18 protein-coding genes and 1 pseudogene are annotated in these 19,329 nt (G+C 63.6%); 11 read left to right on the forward strand and 8 right to left on the reverse strand.

What is annotated here, in order from left to right:
- The first annotated feature begins 90 nt into the window (after nucleotides 1-90).
- The 3 genes from ACMGGG_RS18265 (at nucleotide 91) to ACMGGG_RS18275 (ending at nucleotide 4,777) form a co-directional block, all read left to right on the forward strand.
- Entirely contained in the window at nucleotides 91-1,848 is a 1,758-nt protein-coding gene (locus ACMGGG_RS18265) for an ATP-binding protein (RefSeq protein WP_414154175.1), read from the forward strand.
- Nucleotides 1,842-3,179, forward strand: a complete 1,338-nt coding sequence (locus ACMGGG_RS18270) for a sigma-54-dependent transcriptional regulator (protein ID WP_063545941.1) — start codon at nucleotides 1,842-1,844, stop codon at nucleotides 3,177-3,179. Before ACMGGG_RS18265 ends, ACMGGG_RS18270 begins: the two co-directional genes overlap by 7 nt.
- Before the next feature lie 278 nt (nucleotides 3,180-3,457).
- Complete coding sequence (locus ACMGGG_RS18275) at nucleotides 3,458-4,777, forward strand: MFS transporter (RefSeq protein WP_054894483.1); 1,320 nt, start codon at nucleotides 3,458-3,460, stop codon at nucleotides 4,775-4,777.
- 117 nt (nucleotides 4,778-4,894) lie between these two features.
- On the opposite strand, the gene ACMGGG_RS18280 is transcribed toward ACMGGG_RS18275, so the two are convergent.
- Nucleotides 4,895-5,647: a hypothetical protein gene (locus ACMGGG_RS18280; RefSeq protein WP_054894484.1), complete on the reverse strand. Its 753-nt coding sequence runs from the start codon at nucleotides 5,645-5,647 to the stop codon at nucleotides 4,895-4,897.
- A 355-nt stretch (nucleotides 5,648-6,002) separates the two neighbouring features.
- Between ACMGGG_RS18280 and ACMGGG_RS18285 the strand changes: the two genes are divergently transcribed.
- Nucleotides 6,003-6,446 carry a hypothetical protein gene (locus ACMGGG_RS18285; protein ID WP_063545943.1) on the forward strand — a complete coding sequence of 148 codons (444 nt, stop codon included), beginning with the start codon at nucleotides 6,003-6,005 and terminating at the stop codon, nucleotides 6,444-6,446.
- 118 nt (nucleotides 6,447-6,564) lie between these two features.
- Entirely contained in the window at nucleotides 6,565-7,170 is a 606-nt protein-coding gene (locus ACMGGG_RS18290) for a flavin reductase family protein (RefSeq protein ID WP_112899042.1), read from the forward strand.
- Here ACMGGG_RS18290 and ACMGGG_RS18295 read toward each other — a convergent pair whose 3' ends face one another.
- Together ACMGGG_RS18295 and ACMGGG_RS18300 are read right to left on the reverse strand one after the other, a co-directional pair.
- Entirely contained in the window at nucleotides 7,171-7,404 is a 234-nt protein-coding gene (locus ACMGGG_RS18295; RefSeq protein ID WP_063545945.1) for a hypothetical protein, read from the reverse strand. It abuts the gene before it with no gap.
- Nucleotides 7,405-7,515: 111 nt separating this feature from the next.
- Nucleotides 7,516-7,809, reverse strand: coding sequence for a putative quinol monooxygenase (locus ACMGGG_RS18300; protein ID WP_054894488.1), 294 nt, complete (start codon nucleotides 7,807-7,809; stop codon nucleotides 7,516-7,518).
- A 202-nt stretch (nucleotides 7,810-8,011) separates the two neighbouring features.
- Between ACMGGG_RS18300 and ACMGGG_RS18305 the strand changes: the two genes are divergently transcribed.
- The gene (locus ACMGGG_RS18305; protein WP_063545947.1) at nucleotides 8,012-8,935 is read left to right on the forward strand and encodes an AraC family transcriptional regulator; all 924 of its coding nucleotides are present in this window, start codon (nucleotides 8,012-8,014) and stop codon (nucleotides 8,933-8,935) included.
- 21 nt (nucleotides 8,936-8,956) lie between these two features.
- On the opposite strand, the gene ACMGGG_RS18310 is transcribed toward ACMGGG_RS18305, so the two are convergent.
- Nucleotides 8,957-10,591 (reverse strand): 5-guanidino-2-oxopentanoate decarboxylase, encoded by a 1,635-nt coding sequence (locus ACMGGG_RS18310; RefSeq protein ID WP_414154176.1) that lies wholly within the window; start codon nucleotides 10,589-10,591, stop codon nucleotides 8,957-8,959.
- 112 nt (nucleotides 10,592-10,703) lie between these two features.
- Here ACMGGG_RS18310 and ACMGGG_RS18315 point away from each other — a divergent pair, with 112 nt between their 5' ends.
- Entirely contained in the window at nucleotides 10,704-11,579 is an 876-nt protein-coding gene (locus tag ACMGGG_RS18315) for a LysR substrate-binding domain-containing protein (RefSeq protein WP_414154177.1), read from the forward strand.
- Between the two features lie 74 nt (nucleotides 11,580-11,653).
- Here the strand turns inward: ACMGGG_RS18315 and ACMGGG_RS18320 are convergent, their stop codons facing one another.
- Together ACMGGG_RS18320 and ACMGGG_RS18325 are read right to left on the reverse strand one after the other, a co-directional pair.
- Nucleotides 11,654-12,268: an NAD(P)-dependent oxidoreductase gene (locus tag ACMGGG_RS18320; RefSeq protein ID WP_414154178.1), complete on the reverse strand. Its 615-nt coding sequence runs from the start codon at nucleotides 12,266-12,268 to the stop codon at nucleotides 11,654-11,656.
- A gap of 29 nt (nucleotides 12,269-12,297) precedes the next feature.
- On the reverse strand, nucleotides 12,298-13,173 hold the full coding sequence (locus ACMGGG_RS18325) for an MBL fold metallo-hydrolase (protein WP_112899045.1): 876 nt from the start codon (nucleotides 13,171-13,173) through the stop codon (nucleotides 12,298-12,300).
- 104 nt (nucleotides 13,174-13,277) lie between these two features.
- On the opposite strand from ACMGGG_RS18325, the gene ACMGGG_RS18330 reads away from it, so the two are divergent.
- Nucleotides 13,278-14,186, forward strand: coding sequence for a LysR family transcriptional regulator (locus ACMGGG_RS18330; RefSeq protein ID WP_414154179.1), 909 nt, complete (start codon nucleotides 13,278-13,280; stop codon nucleotides 14,184-14,186).
- A 126-nt stretch (nucleotides 14,187-14,312) separates the two neighbouring features.
- On the forward strand, nucleotides 14,313-14,486 hold the full coding sequence (locus tag ACMGGG_RS18335) for a hypothetical protein (protein ID WP_172964814.1): 174 nt from the start codon (nucleotides 14,313-14,315) through the stop codon (nucleotides 14,484-14,486).
- 18 nt (nucleotides 14,487-14,504) lie between these two features.
- Here ACMGGG_RS18335 and ACMGGG_RS18340 read toward each other — a convergent pair whose 3' ends face one another.
- A complete protein-coding gene (locus ACMGGG_RS18340; RefSeq protein WP_054894495.1) occupies nucleotides 14,505-15,374 on the reverse strand; it encodes an isocitrate lyase/PEP mutase family protein in 870 nt (289 codons plus the stop codon).
- Nucleotides 15,375-15,751: 377 nt separating this feature from the next.
- On the opposite strand from ACMGGG_RS18340, the gene ACMGGG_RS18345 reads away from it, so the two are divergent.
- Entirely contained in the window at nucleotides 15,752-17,203 is a 1,452-nt protein-coding gene (locus ACMGGG_RS18345) for an MDR family MFS transporter (RefSeq protein WP_414154180.1), read from the forward strand.
- An 82-nt stretch (nucleotides 17,204-17,285) separates the two neighbouring features.
- Here ACMGGG_RS18345 and ACMGGG_RS18350 read toward each other — a convergent pair whose 3' ends face one another.
- Nucleotides 17,286-17,918, reverse strand: a complete 633-nt coding sequence (locus tag ACMGGG_RS18350) for a TetR family transcriptional regulator (protein ID WP_063545954.1) — start codon at nucleotides 17,916-17,918, stop codon at nucleotides 17,286-17,288.
- 254 nt (nucleotides 17,919-18,172) lie between these two features.
- Between ACMGGG_RS18350 and ACMGGG_RS18355 the strand changes: the two are divergent.
- A pseudogene (locus ACMGGG_RS18355) lies at nucleotides 18,173-19,326 on the forward strand (efflux RND transporter periplasmic adaptor subunit).
- Nucleotides 19,327-19,329 lie beyond the last annotated feature (3 nt).

Consider the following 19,329-nt stretch of genomic DNA (forward strand, 5'->3'; position numbering starts at 1 on the left):
CCCGCTCCCACAGGGTCGGATGTGCTCTTGTGGGAGCGGGTTTACCCGCGAAGGGGCCGGCACTTTAAACAGAACGCCCGGACCCGCACCATGCCCTCACCCTTCCGCGCACTGCGCCTGGCCCTGATCATTCTGCTGATCCTGGTCGGCACTGCCCTCAGCGCCAGTTGGGCGATGCACCACGCCAAGCGCCAGGCGATGCAGACCGACGCACGCCGGGCCAGCGAGCAATTGACCCTCTACGCCAACGGCCTGCACACGCTCATCGAACGCTACCGCGCCCTGCCCGCCGTCCTGGCGCTGGACCCGGAGCTGATCGACGCCCTGCGCGGCCCGGTCGGCGAATCGCTGCAGGATGCGCTGAACCGCAAGCTCGAACGCATCAACGGTGCCGCCAACTCCTCGACCCTCGAACTGCTCGACCGCACCGGTCTCGCCGTGGCAGCCAGCAACTGGCGCCTGCCGACCACGTACGTCGGCTCCAACTATGGCTTTCGCCCCTATTTCAAGCAGACCCGCAGCCAGGGCACCGGCAGCTTCTACGCCGTCGGCGTGACCAGCGGCGTGCCGGGCTATTTCCTGTCCAGCGCAGTGAACGACGAGCACGGACGCTTCCTCGGTGCCATGGTGGTCAAGCTCGAATTCCCCGAGCTTGAACGCGAATGGCGCCAGGGCAGCGACATCCTGCTGGTCAGCGATGCGCGCGGGATCATCTTCATCGCCAACCAGAACGGCTGGCGCTATCGCGAGCTGCAGCCCTTGACTGCCGCAGACCGCGCTGAGCTGGCCGAAACCCGCCAGTACGACAAACAGCCCCTGGTCCCTCTGCAGCACCAGTTGCTGACCCGCTTCGACGAACGCAGCACGTTCAGCCGCGTGCAGGGGCCGGACGGCAGCGCCGACTATCTGTGGGAGAGCTTGCCGCTGGCCACCGAAGGCTGGACCCTGCATCTGCTGCGCAAGCCGCAGGTCAGCGAGGATGCCCGCAACGCGGCGCTGTCTGGCGCCGCGGTGTGGTTGAGCCTGGTGTTCGCCATGCTGTTCGTCAGCCAGCGCCTGCGCATCGCCCGCCTGCGCCAACGCAGCCGCGAAGAGCTGACGCGCCTGGTCGAGGAGCGCACACGCGAGTTGCGCACTGCCCAGGAAGGCCTGGTGCAGTCGGCCAAGTTGGCGGCGCTGGGGCAGATGTCCGCGGCGCTGGCCCATGAGATCAACCAGCCGTTGACCACCCAGCGCATGCAACTGGAAACCCTGCGCCTACTGCTCGACCATGGCCGCCATGAACAGGCGCGTCAGGCGCTGGAGCCGTTGGAGCAGATGCTCACGCGCATGGCCGCTCTCACCGGCCACCTCAAGACCTTCGCACGCAATAGCCCAGGCGGGCTGCGCGAGCGTCTTGATCTGGCCACCGTGGTCGACCAGGCCCTGCACCTGCTCGACACCCGCATTCGCGGCGAGCAGGTCGAGGTGGCGCTGTACCTGGCGCGTCCTGCGTGGGTGCGCGGCGACGCGATCCGCCTCGAACAGGTGCTGATCAATCTGCTGCACAACGCCCTCGACGCCATGGCCGACAAGCGCTACAAACGTCTGGAGATCCGTATCGAAGCCGAGGACGAACGCTGGCACCTGAGCGTGCTCGACTCCGGTGGCGGCATCAAGGATGCCGACCTGGCCCGCGTCTTCGACCCCTTCTTCACCACCAAGCCGGTGGGCGAAGGGCTGGGCCTGGGCCTGGCGATTTCCTATGGCATCGTTCATGAAGCCGGCGGCCAGTTGCAGGTCGAAAACCTGCCTGGCGGTGCCCGCTTCAGCCTTACCCTGCCCCGCGACCTGGAGCCTGCATGTTGAATTCAGTGATCGTCGTCGACGACGAAGCCAGCATCCGCACCGCGGTGGAGCAATGGCTGAGCCTGTCCGGCTTCAGCGTGCAGTTGTTCGCCCGCGCAGAGGAATGTCTCGCGCAACTGCCACAGCACTTCCCCGGCGTGGTTATCAGCGATGTGCGCATGCCGGGCATGGATGGCCTGCAACTGCTCGAGCACCTGCAGGCGCAAGACCCTGACCTGCCGGTGATCCTGCTCACCGGTCACGGCGATGTGCCGATGGCAGTGGAAGCCATGCGCAAGGGTGCCTACGACTTCCTGGAAAAACCCTTCACCCCGCAGCACTTGCTGGGCAGCCTGCGCCGCGCCCTGGACAAGCGCCAACTGGTGCTGGAAAACCGCGCGCTGCACCAGCAGGCCGACCTCAAGGAACGGCTGCAAGCGACCCTGCTGGGGATGTCCCAGGGCCTGCAACAGTTGCGTCGGCAGGTACTGGAACTGGCGGGGTTGCCAGTCAATGTGCTGATCCGCGGCGAAACCGGCAGCGGCAAGGAGCGCGTGGCGCGATGCCTGCACGACTTCGGCCCACGCGCCGACAAACCCTTCGTCGCCCTCAATTGCGCGGCAATCCCCGAAGCCCTGTTCGAGGCCGAGCTGTTCGGCCATGAGAGCGGCGCCTTCACCGGCGCCCAGGGCAAACGCATCGGCAAGCTGGAATATGCCAACGGCGGCACGGTATTTCTCGACGAGATCGAAAGCATGCCACTGGCCCAGCAGGCCAAGTTGCTGCGGGTGATTCAGGAGCAGAAACTCGAACGCCTGGGTGCCAACCAGAGCATCAGCGTCGACTTGCGCATCATCGCCGCGACCAAACCCGATCTGCTCGACGAGGCTCGCGCCGGGCGATTTCGCGAAGACCTGGCGTACCGCCTGAACGTTGCCGAACTGCGTCTGGCGCCACTGCGCGAGCGGCGCGAGGACATCCCGCTGCTGTTCGAGCATTTCGTCCGTACCGCCGCCGAGCGCCTGGGGCGCAGCAGCACACCGCCGCTTTCAGGCGCGCAACTGGCACAACTGCTGGCCCATGACTGGCCGGGCAATGTGCGCGAGCTGGCCAATGCCGCCGAGCGCCATGCGCTGGGGCTGGGTTCATCGAGCATCGAGGTGGCGCCGGGAGGTCAGTCGCTGAGCGAACAAATGGAGGCGTTCGAGCTGCAATGCCTGCGCGCCGCGCTGCGTCAGCACAAGGGCGAGATCAAAGGGGTCATGGAGACGCTGCAACTGCCGCGGCGTACGCTGAACGAGAAGATGCAGCGCCATGGCCTGATGCGCGAGGATTTTATCGAGCGCGAATGAGCGGAATCTTGCCGATCAAAAGCTGCCAATAGGCGGGTTACCGCTCATATGGCCTGTGTCTGGCCGGTGCAAGCAGCGCGGCTGTTCGCGGGCAAGCCCGCTCTACGGATACAGTGCAGGCCTTGATCCATCGCGTTTCTGGGGCGCTGGCATGCCCAAGGATGGGGCGGCCGACTCCTCATTCGGATCGTTACGCCCTCATTTGGCACAGCTTCTGCAAAACCCTTCTCAAGCCGCGGTCCCGCGCGCCTCACAAAAACAACGAGAAGGTATCCCTGATGGATAACGCCACCACCCTGCCCGCCGGGGCGGCCACTGCGCCCGCCGCGGAAAAAACCACCGCCAGTCGTCTCAAGTCGATCTTCAGCGGTTCGATCGGCAACATGGTCGAATGGTACGACTGGTACGTCTACGCCGCATTCTCGCTGTACTTCGCCAAAGCCTTCTTCCCCGCTGGCGACACCACCGCACAACTGCTCAACACCGCCGCGATCTTCGCAGTGGGCTTCCTGATGCGCCCGATCGGTGGCTGGCTGATGGGGCTGTACGCCGACCGCAAGGGCCGCAAGGCTGCGCTGATGGCTTCGGTACTGCTGATGTGCGCAGGCTCGCTGGTCATCGCCCTGACGCCGGGCTATGAAACCATCGGCGTCGCCGCGCCTATCCTGCTGGTGATCGCACGCCTGATGCAGGGTCTGTCGGTCGGCGGTGAATATGGCACCTCGGCCACCTACCTCAGCGAGATGGCCAGCAAGGAACGCCGTGGCTTCTTCTCCAGTTTCCAGTACGTCACCCTGATTTCCGGCCAGCTCATCGCCCTGGCGGTGCTGATCATCCTGCAGAACGTGCTGACCACCGAACAGCTGTATGCCTGGGGCTGGCGTGTGCCCTTCGTGATCGGCGCGCTGTGCGCGGTGGTTGCGCTGTACCTGCGCCGTGGGATGGAAGAGACCGCTTCCTTCACCAAGAAGGAGAAGTCCAAGGAAAGCCTGATGCGCACCCTGATGCGCCACCCCAAGGAGCTGATGACCGTCGTCGGCCTGACCATGGGCGGCACCCTGGCCTTCTACACCTACACCACCTACATGCAGAAGTACCTGGTCAACACCGTCGGCATGAGCATCAGCGACTCGACCACCATCTCGGCGGCCACGCTGTTCCTGTTCATGTGCCTGCAGCCGGTGATCGGCGGGCTGTCCGACAAGATCGGCCGGCGCCCGATCCTCATCGCCTTCGGCGTGCTGGGCACCCTGTTCACCGTACCGATCCTCAGCACCCTGCACACCATCCAGAGCTGGTGGGGCGCCTTCTTCCTGATCATGGCGGCGCTGATCATCGTCAGTGGCTACACCTCGATCAACGCCGTGGTGAAGGCCGAGCTGTTCCCCACCGAGATCCGCGCCCTGGGCGTTGGCCTGCCCTACGCACTGACCGTGTCGATCTTCGGCGGCACCGCCGAGTACGTGGCGCTGTGGTTCAAGAGCGCCGGCATGGAAACCGGCTTCTACTGGTACGTCACCGGCTGCATCGCCTGCTCGCTGCTGGTCTACGCGACCATGAAGGACACCAAGCAGCACTCGCGCATCACCACTGATTGATTCTGCGTTCGCTGTAATTGAAAAGGGTCGTTCCGGTGGAACGGCCCTTTTTTGCGGCCGCAAAAAAGCTCTGCTGCGGGCATTTGTACCGTTCGCGTCAGTCCTTTTTTCTGGAGGTCAGGATACTTCCAGCACTTGCTGCGGCTGACGACGCTGGTAGTAGGTGGCCAGTAGCACCAGCGCCAGCAGGATCGCGCCCAACACCATGGAAGAGCCGATCGTGCCAAAGTCCAGACCGCCTTTTTCGTACGGCTTGGTGAGGAAATCGCCCAGGGTTGCACCGAATGGCCGAGTCAGCACGAAGGCTACCCAGAACAACACCACACCAGGGATTCGGGTCCAGTAACGCGCCATAGCCACCAACACGATGGCACTGCCGATCAGCAGGGCGCCACCCGCGAAGCCCAGGCCTGAATCATCTGCAAGGTAGTCGCCCAGTGCGGTGCCCAGGGTGTTGGAGAACAGGATCGCAACCCAGTAGAACAACTCGCCCGCACGACTACGGATGCGCGTGACATCCAGCGGATTACCACTCAGCCGCCACAGGGCGAAGGTCAACAGCAGGATGCCGATCAGCAGCGCTGAACCTGCGGCGTAACCCAACCCGAGCGTGCGATCCATGAAATCGGACATGGTGGTGCCAGCGGTGCTGGTGGACAGTATCACCAGCCAGTAGAGCACTGGGTGATAGCGGCGGGAATAAAGCTGGGTGAGCAACGTCAGCAAGAACACACTGATCAACAACAGCGAACTCATGGCGTAGCCGATGTCGAGCGTCATCGACAGCAGGTCGCCAGCCGTCTCGCCCAGCGTGGTGGCGCAGATCTTCATGACCCAGAAGGCCAAGGTGATTTGCGGAAGTTTATTCATCGTGTGCCGCTCCGGTTTCTGGAATGCGGCGATGTTGAAGACGAACGTCTGAAAAATCGGTTGGAAAGGAATGAAAAAACCGTTCGGCGTCGAGAGCGACGAAGGGTTGAGTCCTTAACTCGCCATTAATTGAGGTGGAGCAACCTACAAGCGCTGACAGAACGCTTTCGGATATTTGATATGCCGCATGCTGCGGGGTAGAGCCGACAGCTACTTATTTGGACATCTCGCGCGCAAACACATCGATTAAATTGATTATTTTACGTAATTTTTTGCGCTTTTTAATCAAATTAATCGGCGTAGCATGAGATCCATAGCAAGAACAAACCCCTTCGAATCTACTGGAGCAACGACCATGAAAAACCAACTGATCCTGACCCTGGCCCTTTCGGTCTTCGCCGCAGGTGCCTTCGCCGAAGACGGCTTTGACCGCACCAACGCCCACACCTTCGCCGCTGCACAAAGCCAATCGGCCAGCTACGCAGAAGACGGTTTCGACCGCACCGGTGGCCAACGCTTCGCTGAAGACGGCTTCGACCGCACTGGCGGCCAACGCTTCGCTGAAGACGGCTTCGACCGCACTGGTGGCCAACGCTTCGCCGAAGACGGCTTCGACCGCACTGGCGGCCAACGCTTCGCTGAAGATGGCTTCGACCGCACTGGCGGCCAACGCTTCGCCGAAGACGGCTTCGACCGCACTGGTGGTCAACGCTTCGCCGAAGACGGCTTCGACCGTACTGGCGGCCAACGCTTCGCTGAAGATGGCTTCAGCCGCACCAACGCCCACCGCATCAGCTGATCACTGATGCGTGTCACCCAGCCCGGCTTTGGCCGGGCTTGATCATTCCCAGCCAGCTCAAGGCTTGGCACACTAGGCGCCTCGTCCGTCCCAGAGGAAGGGCCAAGGCCCTGCACAGATGCACTACTACGAACCCGCCAAAGGCCACGGCCTGCCCCACGACCCTTTCAACGCCATCGTCGGCCCCCGGCCCATCGGCTGGATCTCCTCCCATGATCGCGAAGGTCGCCTGAATCTGGCGCCCTACAGCTTCTTCAACGCCTTCAACTACATTCCGCCGATCATCGGTTTCTGCAGCGTCGGGCGCAAAGACAGCCTGAACAACATCGAACAGACCGGCGAGTTCGTCTGGAACCTGGCCACGCGCCCGCTGGCCGAGCAGATGAACCAGAGCTGCGCGGCAGTGGCTGCGGATATCGACGAATTCGAGCTGAGCGGCCTGACACCGGCGCCCTCGAACGTGGTCGGCGTGCCGCGGGTGGGTGAGAGCCCGGTGAACTTCGAGTGCAAGGTGAGCCAGATCATCCAGCTCAAGCGCGCCGATCAGGAGCTGGTGCCCAGCTGGCTGATCCTGGGTGAAGTGGTGGCCGTGCATATCGCCGAACACCTGCTCAAAGAGGGTATCTACGACACTGCTGCCGCCGAGCCGATCCTGCGTGGCGGTGGCCCGGCGGATTACTTCGAGCTGGGCAACCTGTTCAAGATGCGTCGCCCGCAGGCCTGATCACCAGGCCAGCTCGCCCTCTTCACCGACGCCCTGCAGGCGTTCAAGCTCGGCGCAGGCCGCCTCGTCAGCGGCCATTGCCGACTTGAATACCTGGCCCTCCAGGACTTTGTGAAAGCGCGGTGCCCCACCCATGTGCAGGGCCTTGACCGCGATTGCCGCGTGGTAGCCGCCACCTTCGACCGGGACCATCGCCGAAACGGCCTCGAAGCCCGGGAATTCTCTACGTGCCATTGCTGTGCTCCAGCTGTTGAACGAGGGGCGGGATTCTACTGCAGCAGGCGTTACGGTAGTGGCCTTTTCATGGGCAAGCTTGCCCGTGAGAAGGTTACCCGCGACCAACCCTCAATCGAAGGTCTGCAGGTCCATGCTCGCCACCACCCGCTCCTGCAGCAGGTCGCCGAAGACCTCGAGCGTCGGTGAAGCGAAGTAACCGCGCATGGCCTGCTGATCCTGCCAGCTGCCGCTGAGCAGCCAGAGGTCGGCGTCAACCTGGGAGCGCTGGACGGTGAACGCCAGACAGCCTGGGCTGCGCAGCGAAGGCTCGAGCAGGTCGCGCAGGCGCATGCCGAGTTCCGCCGAACGACCGCTGCTGGCACGGATGAAAGCCAAGTGTGTGACCGGTTGATGCAAGGTCATGAACGATCTCCTTGAAGCAGGCGGGACGGAAAAGCCAGGCTGCCAAGATTAGGTCCTCGCCCGCACCCTGCGTTAGGCCATTTCTGTCTGTCGATTGCCTGATCCTGTCGCAATGCAGGATCAGGCAATCGGTCGGCAGCATTTGGCTAGCGCAGGATGTTGCCCAAATCTATGCTGGCCCGGTCCCTGGAGGAATTCGATCATGACCACTGCCCTTGCCGCTCTCGACCCGACCCTGGAAAACCAGCGTCTGGAACTCGCTGACCTGATCCTGAGGCACGCAGGCGATCCCCACGGACCACCGACGGCCATCGAGCAGCTGTACCTGTCGCGCTATGAAGACAACATCCGTTCGAAGCCGGGCCTGGCCCTGCCGGCCCTCTGCGTCATGGCCCAGGGCAGCAAGAGTCTGTTCCTGGGCGATCAGCAGTATGCCTACGACCCGCTGCACTACATGGTGGTGTCGGTGACCATGCCGATCAGCCGGGTGAGGCTCGACGCCAGCCCGGAAAACCCGGTGCTTGGGCTGCGGATCGATCTGGACGCGGCAGAGATCAGCCAGTTGATTGCCGAAAACGGCCCGATGCTGGTGCCCAGCGTGCAGTCCGGGCTTGGGCTGTATGTGGAGAAGACCGATGCGCACCTGCTCGATGCCTTGCTGCGCCTGGTCCGCTTGCTCGATAGCCCGCGCGACATCCCGATGCTGGCCCCGCTGTTTCGCCGCGAAATCCTCTACCGCCTGCTGCGCGGGCCGCAGGGGCATCGCCTGTACGAGATTGCCCTGGCCAACAGCCAGACACACCGCGTGAGCCAGGCGATCACCTGGCTCAACAAGCATTTCCACCTGCCTCTGCGCATCGAGGAGCTGGCCCGGGAAGTGAACCTGAGCACCTCGACCCTGCACCACAGGTTCAAGGCCGTGACGTCCATGAGCCCGCTGCAGTACCAGAAGCAACTGCGACTGCAGGAAGCCCGGCGCCTGATGCTTAACGATGGGTTGGAGGCCGCGGTGGCGGGGTATCGGGTGGGCTATGAAAGCCCGTCGCAGTTCAGCCGGGAGTACAGCCGGCTGTATGGTGCGCCGCCGATTCGCGACATGGCGCGCCTGCGCTCGAGCGCGGGTTGAATCTGCAAGCCCCCGCGCGCCTCAGCCGGCCACCGCTGCCTGCCACTGTGCCTGGTCCACCTGGATCAAGGTCGGCCCCTTGCGCTCGACCGCCAGCGCCAGCGCGGCCTGCAACTGCGCCACATCGCCGACATGTTCGGCCGCAGCCCCCAGCCCCTGCGCCACGGTGATGAAGTCGGGGGTGTGGATGTCCACGCCCACAGGCTCGATGGCGCGATTGACCATGTACTTCTTGATCTCTTCGTAACCCTGGTTATTCCACAGCAGCACGATCAGCGGTACCTGTGCCTCGACTGCACTGGCCAGCTCCGGCAGGGTGAACTGCAGGCCGCCGTCACCGATCAGGCACACCGACGGGGCGCGTTCAGCCACGACTTCGGCGCTGCCAAGCCAGGCGCCCATCGCCGCCGGCAAGGCATAGCCGAGCGTGCCGTAGCCGGTCGAAGCATTGAACCAGCGACGCGGACGCGCAAGGTCAAGGGTGAGGTTGCCGGTGTAGACCGGCTGGGTCGAGTCGCCCACCAGCACGGCGTCGGGCAAGGTTTCCAGTATCGCGGTAAGCAGACGGGTCTGGCTCAGGGTCGGTTGGTCCCAGCCGGCAGCCAGGTCGTTGCGCAGGCGCTCGGCACGGGCAGCGCCCCAGCGTTCGTCACGCACCGCAGGCTGCTCCGCCAACGCTGCAACCAGGGCTTCGGCAGCCAGCTTGGCATCGGCGACCAACGCCAGCTCCGGCAGGTAGTTGCGTACGGTCTGGTCCGGATCGATGTCGATGCGCAGCAGGCTGCCGGAGATCTCGAATCCGCCCTTGAAGGTCACGTCGTAGTCGGTTTCGGCAAGCTCGGTACCAATGGCCAGTACCACGTCGGCCTCGGCAACCAGGGCACGGGTTGCCGGCAGCGATTGGGTCGAGCCGATCTGCAACGGATGAGCACCCGGCAGCAGGCCCTTGGCATTGATGGTCAGGGCCACCGGCGCCTGGAGCTGCTCGGCCAGTTGCGCCAGGGCCTCGCCTGCCGCCAGCGCACCGCCACCGGCGAGGATCAACGGACGCTGGGCCTTGGCCAGCCGCTCGGCCATCTGCGCCACCACCTGCGGCGCGGCGCCTGCACGGCTGGTGCGCACCGGGCGAACTTGCAGCAGGTGGTCGGCTGGCTCGACCAGCACATCCAGCGGAATCTCGATATGCACAGGGCGTGGCCGGGCACCGTCGAACACCGCGAAGGCGCGGGCCAGCACCTGCGGCAGGTCATCGGCACTCATCAGGGTCTGGGAAAACGCGCAAACGCCCGCCACCAGCCCAGACTGGTTCGGCAGCTCATGCAGCTTGCCGCGCCCACCGCCCAGTGCATTGCGCGATTGCACGCTGGAGATCACCAGCATGGGGATCGAGTCGGCATAGGCCTGGCCCATGGCCGTGGTGATGTTGGTCATGCCGGGGCCGGTGATGATGAAGCACACTCCCGGCTTGCCGCGCGTACGCGCGTAGCCGTCGGCCATGAAGCCTGCGCCCTGCTCGTGGCGCGGCGTGACATGACGGATCGACGAGCGCGCAAGCCCGCGATAGAGCTCCACGGTATGCACGCCGGGAATCCCGAATACATGGTCTACGCCATAGCCTTCGAGGAGTTTGACCAGGACTTCGCCACAGGTTGCCATCGTCTTTACCCTGATTCTTGTTGAAATCAGTGCTCATGGAAGCAAGCTGCGGCTACCGCGACAATGCAAAAAAACACATACTAGCCATGTCTCCAGATCATGGCTCGCCACGATGAAACGACTCCCTCCCCTCCCCGCCCTGCACACCTTCCTGGTCACCGCCCAGCACTGCAATTTCACCCGAGCCGCCCAGCATCTGCACATCACCCAGGGCGCTGTCAGCCGCCAGATCGCCGGGCTCGAGGAGCAACTTGGCTACCCCTTGTTTCAGCGCCAGGCCCGTGGCCTGAGCCTGACCCGTGAAGGCCAGGACTGGCTGCCGCGGGTGCAGCAAGTGTTCGCCCTGATCGAACAGGGCGTGCGCGAGGTTGGCGCGCGCACCGCCACCTTGCAGCTCAAGGCCCCGACCTGCGTGATGCGTTGGCTACTGCCGAGGCTGATGGAATGGCAGGCACTGCGCCCGGATGTACCGGTGGAACTGACCACGACGGTGCAGCACGGCGTGGACTTTCGTCATGAAGGCTTCGATGCGGCAGTGGTGTATGGCAGCCCGCCCGCGCAGGGCTCGCTGGTGCGCAAGCTGTTCGACGAGCAACTGACACCGGTGTGCGCCCCCTCGTTGCTGCAAGGCGGCATGCCTCTGGAGCGAGTGGAGGACCTGGCGCGGCACATGCTGCTGCACCCCTCGCGCGACGAGCGTGACTGGCGCCTGTGGCTGCAGGCGGCCGGCGCTGCGTTCGAGCCACAGGGCCGACGCCAGCATTTCGAGACACTGGACATGGCGATGGCCATGGCCTCCCAGGGGACTGGGGTGGCCATCGGCGACTGGGCGCTGATCGGCGATGACCTGCGCAGTGGGCGGTTATGCATGCCCTTTGCACTGAAGGTGATGACGGGCAAAGGCTATTACCTGGTCTGCCCGTCGAAAAGCCTGCCGCCGGGGCTGGGCGAGTTGCTGGAGTGGCTGCAGACACGCGCCAGTCTTTAGCGGCCCTGCGCCCCCATCAGTTCGGCAGCATGTACTGCGCCGCGACTCACCTGCGAAAAACTGGCAGCGACACCTCAGTAGCCGACAGTGAAGCGCTGGCGCGTATGTGCAGGCTTTTCCAGTTCGTCGATCAAGGCAATGGCGTAGTCGGCGAAGGTGATCCAGCTCTTGCCATCGGCGCCGATCAGCAGGTGATCCTTGCCCAGCGTATAGCGCCCGCTGCGCTCACCCTCGACGAACTCTGCCGAAGGCGAAAGGAAGGTCCAGTCGAGGGTCGGTTCCTGGCGCAAGGTATCGAGAAAGCCCACGCCGGCGCTGGCCTCGGCCTTGTACGCCTCGGGGAAGTCCGGGCTGTCGATCACCCGCTGCCCCGACGGCAGCAGCAGGCTGCCGGCACCACCGACCACCAGCAGGCGCTTGACCCCGGCGCGTTTGACCGGCTCGATGATCGCCTGCGGCGCGAGGGTGGAAAAGTGCGCAGCGCTCAGCACAGCGTCCACGCCTGTGACTGCCGCCTGTAGCGCAGCACTGTCCTTGGCATCCAGCGCCTTGACCGTGACACCTTCACGGCTCTGCAGCGAAGACGGATCGCGTGCGATGGCGACCACGCTGTGGCCACGGCGCAGAGCCTCTTCCAGCAACTGGCTGCCGGCGCGGCCGGTGGCACCGATGATTGCGATCTTGCTCATGGGAAACACTCCATCTGGGTTGTAAGGGGTTACCACTTCATTTCGCCTTTTGCGACCTTGGCCCCGAGCTCCAGGGAACTTTCATCGGCGAGGTTCGGATAACGCTTGCTCATTGCAGCAATCAGCGCCGCCGCATCACGAGCCTTGGCCGTTTCGCTGTCGAAGGCGCGGATGTAGCCTGCGGTGAAGCGCACGGCATCCAGCGAACGGCTGCTCTGCCCCAGGTAGTGGCCTGGGATCACCGTGCGCGGGGCGAGTTTTTCGATGTGTGCAAGCGTTGCCAGCCAGTCGGTGTGGGATTGGGCAGACTGGGTGTCAGCCATCCATACGTGAATGTTCTCGGAAACCACCACACCACCGACCACCGCCTTGATCGAGGGAATCCAGACGAAGCTGCGGTCGGGCTGCGGGCCGTCCAGGCCAACGACTTCAAGCGTCTGCCCCTCCAGCTCGAGACGGTTACCGGCCAACACCTGGGGTACGACCAGTTTCGCGGGCTTGTCGGCGCCCATCTGCGGCCCCCAGTACGCCAGCTTGGCGTCCATGGTCTGGCGGATGTGCGCCACAGTGGCAGCGGAGGCGACCACCTTGGCGTCTGGAAACGCCTGGGTCAGGGTGTCGAGGCCAAAGTAATAGTCCGGATCGCCATGGCTGATGTAGATGGTGGTCAGCCGCTTGCCACTGGCACGCAGGCGCTCTGCCACCTGCTCGGCCTGAGCCTTGCCGAACTGCGCATCCACCAGCACAGCCTCCCGCTCGCCACTGACGATCACCGAACTGACCGGGAACAGTGCGTCATGGCCTGGGTTGTAGACATCCAGGTGCAGCGGATCGGCCGCCATTGCCTGGCCCGTCAGGGCGATACAGGCCAGCATCAGACTGCGCAGTGGAGTGAAAATCGACATGGTGAGGTTCCTGAAAGCGGGACGATGGAACACAGCTTAGTTGCCCGATCCGTCACAAAAAATGCGATGCTTGAACATAGTTTGTTTCTGAAATCGGGCAAATCATGGACCGTCTGAACGCCATGCGCGTGTTCGTCACCGTCGTCGACCTGGGTAGCCAGTCGGCTGCGGCAGATCACCTGGAGCTTTCCAGGCCTGTAGTGTCGCGCTATCTCGCGGAGCTTGAGGAGTGGGTCGGCGCACGCTTGATGCAGCGCACCACGCGCAAGCTGAGCCTGACCGCCGCGGGCCTGGACACCCTGCCACGCTGCCGACAGATGCTGGAACTGGCCTGCGACCTGCAGACAGCGGTGCGTGCGCCTGAAGATGCGCCGCGCGGCGAGTTGCGCATCAGCGTAAGCACCTCGTTCGGTCAGGCGCAGTTGGTGGATGCGGTGGCGGAGTACGTGAAGCGCTATCCGGGGGTGAAGGTGGAGTTGCAGATGCTCGATCGCACGGTCAACCTGGTTGACGAGCGCATCGACCTGGCGATCCGCACCAGCAACGACCTGGACCCGAACCTAATTGCCCGACGCCTGAGTGTCTGCCGTTCGGTGGTCTGCGCCAGCCCCGCCTACTTGCGCGAGTACGGCACGCCGCAGCAAGTCGAGGAGCTGACCCAGCACAACTGCCTGACCCACGCCTACTTCGGCCACAGCCTGTGGCATTTCGAGGTGGCCGGTGAACAGGTCGCGGTGCCCGTGCAGGGCAATATCAGCGCCAACGAAGCCCTGACCTTGCAGAAGGCCGCCCTGGCCGGTGCCGGGATAGCCATGCTGCCGACCTACCAGGCCGCCTGCGCAGTGCGTCGCGGCGAGTTGGTGAAACTACTGCCCCTGGCGCGACCGCGAGAGCTGAACCTCCATGCGGTCTATACCTCACGCAAACACATGCCCGCGACCTTGCGCAGCATGCTGGACTTTCTTGCCCAACGCTTCAGCGCAGAACCGGAGTGGGATCGGGAGCTGGATTAGTGCGTGGAGCGGCCTTGCGCCGCTGCGACGCAAATCACACCGATCTCGATGTTCGCTCCAGGCAATTGCTGCGACCTGACCTATGCTTGCAAGTATCACCTGTGGTCACAGCAGGAGGTAGGCAACATGGGCATCAAATCCAGACGCTGCGTGATCGTCCTGGCCCTGGTCGCCGTGGCCGGGCTCTATGGTTCGGCCTGCTGGCGCGTCGAGCTGTTGCGCAGCCAGCCCAGTACCGCAGCCAGTTGCGCACACGAGCACTGCGTCCCGCACACCGCAACGCTGAGCGCCCTCAGGTAGCCCGACAACGCCTGTCGGTCACTCCTCGACGCTCATGTACTCCTTGGCCCAGCGGATGTAATCCTCAGGCTGGGTGTAGGTGTGCGAAAGCTCGGTGGCGCTGAGGTTCTCGGACTTGTTCTGCTGCCCGCGCTGCAAACGCAGGCAGTCGTAGGTGGCCTTGATCGCAGCGAAGTACGCCGCATGGCCATCGACCACGATGCGCACGCCCAGGCGCGCCAGGCGCTCGTCGTCACGCAGGTTCGGGTTGCCGTAGCTGACCAGCATCAGCGGCACGTTCAGGTGCTCGGTGATCTGCTCCAGTTGCTCGAAATCCTTCACCCCGACCATGCAGATACCGTCGGCACCGGCCTTCTGGTAGCTCTGGGTGCGGACGATGATTTCCTCGGTGGTCAGCACGCCGGCGTTGGTCCGGGCAATGATCGACAGCGAAGAGTCGACTCGCGCTTCCAGCGCTGCACGGATCTTGCCGACGCCCTCTTCCACCGAGATCAGGTCGGTGGACTTGCGACCGAACTGGGCCGGCAGCAGGGTGTCTTCGATGGTCAGCGCCGCCACGCCGGCGCGCTCCAGCTCGATTACCGTACGCATGACGTTCAGCGCGTTGCCATAACCATGGTCGGCATCGGCGATGAAGGGCAACTGGGCGACGCGGCCAATGCGCGTAGCCTGCTCGACGAATTCGCTCAAGGTGATCAGGGCGAAGTCCGGGGCGGCGAGCACCTGCAGGGAAGCGACCGAGCCGCCGAGGATACCGACTTCAAAGCCCAGGTCTGCGGCAATGCGCGCCGACATCGGGTCGAAGACTGAAGCTGTGTGATAGCACGAACCCGACGCGAGCAGTTCGCGGAAGGCAAAACGCAGATCTTGGTGGGAAGCCTTGGGCATGATCACTCCGCATAAACGTGAAAAGTCGAACTGGCTGACTACCGCCCCTGAACCGGGACCCTCCGCCCTGCCATAGGCATGACATGCAGAGAGTGGAAGAGAAGTGCGGGATTACAGCGATGCGGAAACCTGGGTCACAATGCACCAAATGGGTGCAAACCAGTGTATTTCGGCTGCTATGAACCTGCACGATATCACGCGGCCATGCGCGTTCGTGTGAAAGCGCTTATGCCGATCGTGCATAGGCGATGCAGACAGTACATAGGAAGCTACCTAACTCAGGTTACAATCCCTGTCTCGTTCGCAGCCATTTCACTCGCCACGGGCCGCCGACGAACAGCACAATTTCACTACCTCCGACCACAAGGTGTGACCCCGTGACCGCCGCCCTGCCTCCCGCCGACTTGCGTAGCGTGCTCAGCGCGCTGATGCTGGCGATTCTTCTTGGTGCCCTCGACCAGACCATCGTCGCCGTCTCCATGCCGGCCATTTCGGCCCAGTTCAACGATGTCGGCCTGCTGGCCTGGGTCATCTCCGGTTATATTGTGGCCATGACCGTGGCCGTGCCGATCTACGGCAAGCTGGGCGACCTTTATGGCCGTCGGCGCATGATCCTCACCGGCACCACACTGTTCACCCTGGCCTCGATCTTCTGCGCCCTGGCACAGAACATGGAACAACTGGTGCTGGCGCGCGTGCTGCAGGGCATCGGCGCGGGCGGCATGGTCTCGGTCAGCCAGGCGATCATCGGCGACTTCGTCCCGCCTCGCGAGCGCGGGCGCTACCAGGGTTATTTCAGCAGCATGTACGCCCTGGCCAGCGTGGCTGGCCCGGTGCTCGGCGGCTGGCTGACCGAATATCTGTCGTGGCGCTGGGTGTTCTGGATCAACCTGCCGCTGGGGCTTTGCGCCTGGTGGGTGATTCGCCGCGCACTGATGGGCATGCCGGTCCAACGCCGGGAAGCACAGGTCGACTATATCGGTGCACTGCTGCTGATCCTGGGCCTGGGCAGTTTGTTGCTGGGCATCACCCTGGTGGGTCAAGGGCATGCCTGGACCGCGGCGCCGGTGCTGGCCCTGTTTGCCTGCGCGGTATTGGGCCTGGTGCTGTTCGTCGCCCATGAACGCCGCTGCCAGGAGCCGCTGTTGCCACTGAAACTGTTCGGCAACCGGGTCGCCGTGCTGTGCTGGTGCGTGATCTTCTTCGCCAGCTTCCAGTCGATCTCGCTGACCATGCTCATGCCGCTGCGCTTCCAGAGCATCACCGGTGCCGGCGCCGACAGTGCCGCGCTGCACCTGCTGCCGTTGGCGATGGGGTTGCCACTGGGCGCCTTCAGCGCAGGCCGCCTGACGACATTCACCGGACGCTACAAGCCGCAGATCCTGGCGGGCGCGCTGCTGATGCCGCTGGCGATCCTCGGCATGGCCCTCACACCGCCGCAGTCAGCCTGGCTGGGCGGGTTGTTCATGCTGTTGACCGGTATCGCCTGCGGGCTGCAGTTCCCGACCTCGCTGGTGGGAACGCAGAGCGCGGTGGACATGAAGGATATCGGTGTGGCCACCAGCACCACCAACCTGTTCCGCTCGTTGGGTGGGGCGATGGGCGTGGCCTGCATGTCCAGCCTGCTGCTGGCGCTGCTGCATCTCGGAGGGCTCGAGGTGCTGGGCAACCCGTTGCTGGGCAGCCTGAAGGGCGGCGAGACGGATCCGGCGACCCAGGCGCATCTGCTGGTGACGTTCCGATACCTGCTGCTGGCCAGTGCCGGCGCGGCAGTGCTGGGGCTGCTGGCGGCACTGGCGTTGCCAGACCGGCAATTACGGGGGCATTGAAAAGGCCAGGGCCGCAAAGCGGCCCTTTTAACCCCGGCTTAATCCTGCCGGGAAAAACTTCATCACAATCCTTAACAAAGTGTCATTTGCGCAGGGCCGGGCTCAAGCGCAGCATATCCAACCCTGTGTCGACCCATTTTTGCGCATCGCGCAACAGGTCGAAGCTGTCCGGGAGCAGCAACCAGCGCCCGATCAGGCCGTCGACATAGGCGAACATGGCAATGGCCGCCCGCTCGACATCCAGGTCGGCGGGCAACTGGCCACGGCGTACCGCATTGGCCAAGGCGCGGGAAATGCCTTCGTGGCATTCGACGATGGCGCCTTGTCGCTGCTGGCGGATTTCACACATCTCATCGGTGAACTCGCACTTGTGATGCAGGATTTCATTGATACGCCGGGTCCTGGCGTCCAGTACCAGCTCGTTGAGCACTTGCAACAGCAGCTTGCCCATGCAGCCGAGCGGATCGAGCTCGTCCTCGCTTTCGCTGGCACGCGCGAGATGGTCATGGGTCTCGTGCAAACTGTCGAGCAGCGCCTGGACCAGCTCGGCCTTGTTACTAAAATGCCAGTAGATCGCACCGCGGGTGACGCCCGCGATCTCGGCGATATCGGCCAAGGTGGTTCGCGCAACTCCGCGCTTGTAGAAAGCCTTTTCCGCCGCCTCGATGATCTGCGCGCGGGTTTCCTGGGCTTCCTCTTTGGTTCGACGGACCATGGCAGCTCAACCTCATCTGAGCCCGGCACGAGAATCGCCTGGGCTTTGGGCCGGGTTCGCCTCTGCAGGGCAACTCCCGGATGCATTAATCACGTTTTGCGGTAGTAGCCTGGTACCACCACGCGGTATTTACAAACAACCATGAATGTAAGTATATTCGTTAGTAAGCTACTAATCCACTCGATAGCGATTTTTCTGACAAGACTCTTCCACTATTCTTGAGCTCCCCCTGCTCCTGCGACCCGAGGATCCTCATGCAATTCAAGCCAGCCGTTACCGCCCTGGTTTCCGCCGTCGCCCTTGCAACCCTGCTCAGTGGCTGCAAGAAGAAGAAGCCGCGCCTGCAGCGCAGGCTCCTCAGGTCGGCGTCGTCACCCTGCAGCCGCAGGCCTTCACCCTGACCTCGGAACTGCCAGGGCGCACCAGCGCCTATCGCGTCGCCGAAGTCCGTCCACAGGTCAATGGCATCATTCTCAAGCGCCTGTTCAAGGAAGGCAGCGACGTCAAGGAAGGGCAGCAGCTCTACCAGATCGATCCCGCCGTCTATGAAGCCAACCTGGGTAATGCCCAGGCCAACCTTCAGGCTACCCGCTCGCTGGCCGAGCGCTACAAGCAACTGATCGACGAGCAGGCCGTCTCCAAACAGGAATATGACGACGCCAATGCCAAACGATTGCAGGCCGAAGCCTCGCTCAAGAGCGCGCAGATCGACCTGCGCTACACCAAGGTGCTGGCGCCGATCAGCGGTCGCATCGGACGCTCGTCGGTCACCGAAGGCGCGCTGGTGAGCAATGGCCAGACCAACGCCATGGCCACCATCCAGCAGCTCGACCCGATCTACGTCGACGTCACTCAGTCCACCGCCGAACTGCTCAAGTTGCGCCGTGATCTGGAAAGCGGCCGGCTGCAGAAGGCTGGCGACAATGCCGCGAAGGTGCAGCTGGTGCTCGAAGACGGCAGCACGTTCGCCGGTGAAGGTCGCCTGGAGTTCTCCGAAGTCTCGGTCGATGAAACCACGGGCTCGGTGACCCTGCGTGCGGTGTTCGCCAACCCGGACCACACCCTCCTGCCGGGCATGTTCGTGCATGCCCGCCTGCAAGCTGGTGTCAATGCCAACGCGATCCTCGCCCCACAGCAAGGTGTGACCCGCGACCTCAAGGGCTCGCCCACGGCACTGGTGGTGAACAAGGATAACAAGGTGGAACTGCGTCAACTCAAGGCCAGCCGCACGCTGGGCAACGAGTGGCTGATCGAGGAAGGCCTCAATCCGGGCGACCGCCTGATCACCGAGGGGCTGCAGTTCGTGCGTCCAGGTGTCGAGGTCAAGGTCAGCGAAGCCACCAACGTCAAGAAGCCGGGCAGCCCTGAACAGGCCAGCGCCGCGAAAGCAGACGCCAAAGCGGAGTAAACC

Origin of the sequence: Pseudomonas sp. BNK-44-b (assembly GCF_047456245.1) — a bacterium.
Taxonomy (GTDB): domain Bacteria; phylum Pseudomonadota; class Gammaproteobacteria; order Pseudomonadales; family Pseudomonadaceae; genus Aquipseudomonas; species Aquipseudomonas machongensis.

Bases quoted from the DNA above. Each gene is read 5' to 3' on its own strand.
- ACMGGG_RS18265 (WP_414154175.1), top strand. From the start codon at position 91: ATGCCCTCACCCTTCCGCGCACTGCGCCTGGCCCTGATCATTCTGCTG.
- ACMGGG_RS18270 (WP_063545941.1), top strand. From the start codon at position 1,842: ATGTTGAATTCAGTGATCGTCGTCGACGACGAAGCCAGCATCCGCACC.
- ACMGGG_RS18275 (WP_054894483.1), top strand. From the start codon at position 3,458: ATGGATAACGCCACCACCCTGCCCGCCGGGGCGGCCACTGCGCCCGCC.
- ACMGGG_RS18280 (WP_054894484.1), bottom strand. From the start codon at position 5,647: ATGAATAAACTTCCGCAAATCACCTTGGCCTTCTGGGTCATGAAGATC.
- ACMGGG_RS18285 (WP_063545943.1), top strand. From the start codon at position 6,003: ATGAAAAACCAACTGATCCTGACCCTGGCCCTTTCGGTCTTCGCCGCA.
- ACMGGG_RS18290 (WP_112899042.1), top strand. From the start codon at position 6,565: ATGCACTACTACGAACCCGCCAAAGGCCACGGCCTGCCCCACGACCCT.
- ACMGGG_RS18295 (WP_063545945.1), bottom strand. From the start codon at position 7,404: ATGGCACGTAGAGAATTCCCGGGCTTCGAGGCCGTTTCGGCGATGGTC.
- ACMGGG_RS18300 (WP_054894488.1), bottom strand. From the start codon at position 7,809: ATGACCTTGCATCAACCGGTCACACACTTGGCTTTCATCCGTGCCAGC.
- ACMGGG_RS18305 (WP_063545947.1), top strand. From the start codon at position 8,012: ATGACCACTGCCCTTGCCGCTCTCGACCCGACCCTGGAAAACCAGCGT.
- ACMGGG_RS18310 (WP_414154176.1), bottom strand. From the start codon at position 10,591: ATGGCAACCTGTGGCGAAGTCCTGGTCAAACTCCTCGAAGGCTATGGC.
- ACMGGG_RS18315 (WP_414154177.1), top strand. From the start codon at position 10,704: ATGAAACGACTCCCTCCCCTCCCCGCCCTGCACACCTTCCTGGTCACC.
- ACMGGG_RS18320 (WP_414154178.1), bottom strand. From the start codon at position 12,268: ATGAGCAAGATCGCAATCATCGGTGCCACCGGCCGCGCCGGCAGCCAG.
- ACMGGG_RS18325 (WP_112899045.1), bottom strand. From the start codon at position 13,173: ATGTCGATTTTCACTCCACTGCGCAGTCTGATGCTGGCCTGTATCGCC.
- ACMGGG_RS18330 (WP_414154179.1), top strand. From the start codon at position 13,278: ATGGACCGTCTGAACGCCATGCGCGTGTTCGTCACCGTCGTCGACCTG.
- ACMGGG_RS18335 (WP_172964814.1), top strand. From the start codon at position 14,313: ATGGGCATCAAATCCAGACGCTGCGTGATCGTCCTGGCCCTGGTCGCC.
- ACMGGG_RS18340 (WP_054894495.1), bottom strand. From the start codon at position 15,374: ATGCCCAAGGCTTCCCACCAAGATCTGCGTTTTGCCTTCCGCGAACTG.
- ACMGGG_RS18350 (WP_063545954.1), bottom strand. From the start codon at position 17,918: ATGGTCCGTCGAACCAAAGAGGAAGCCCAGGAAACCCGCGCGCAGATC.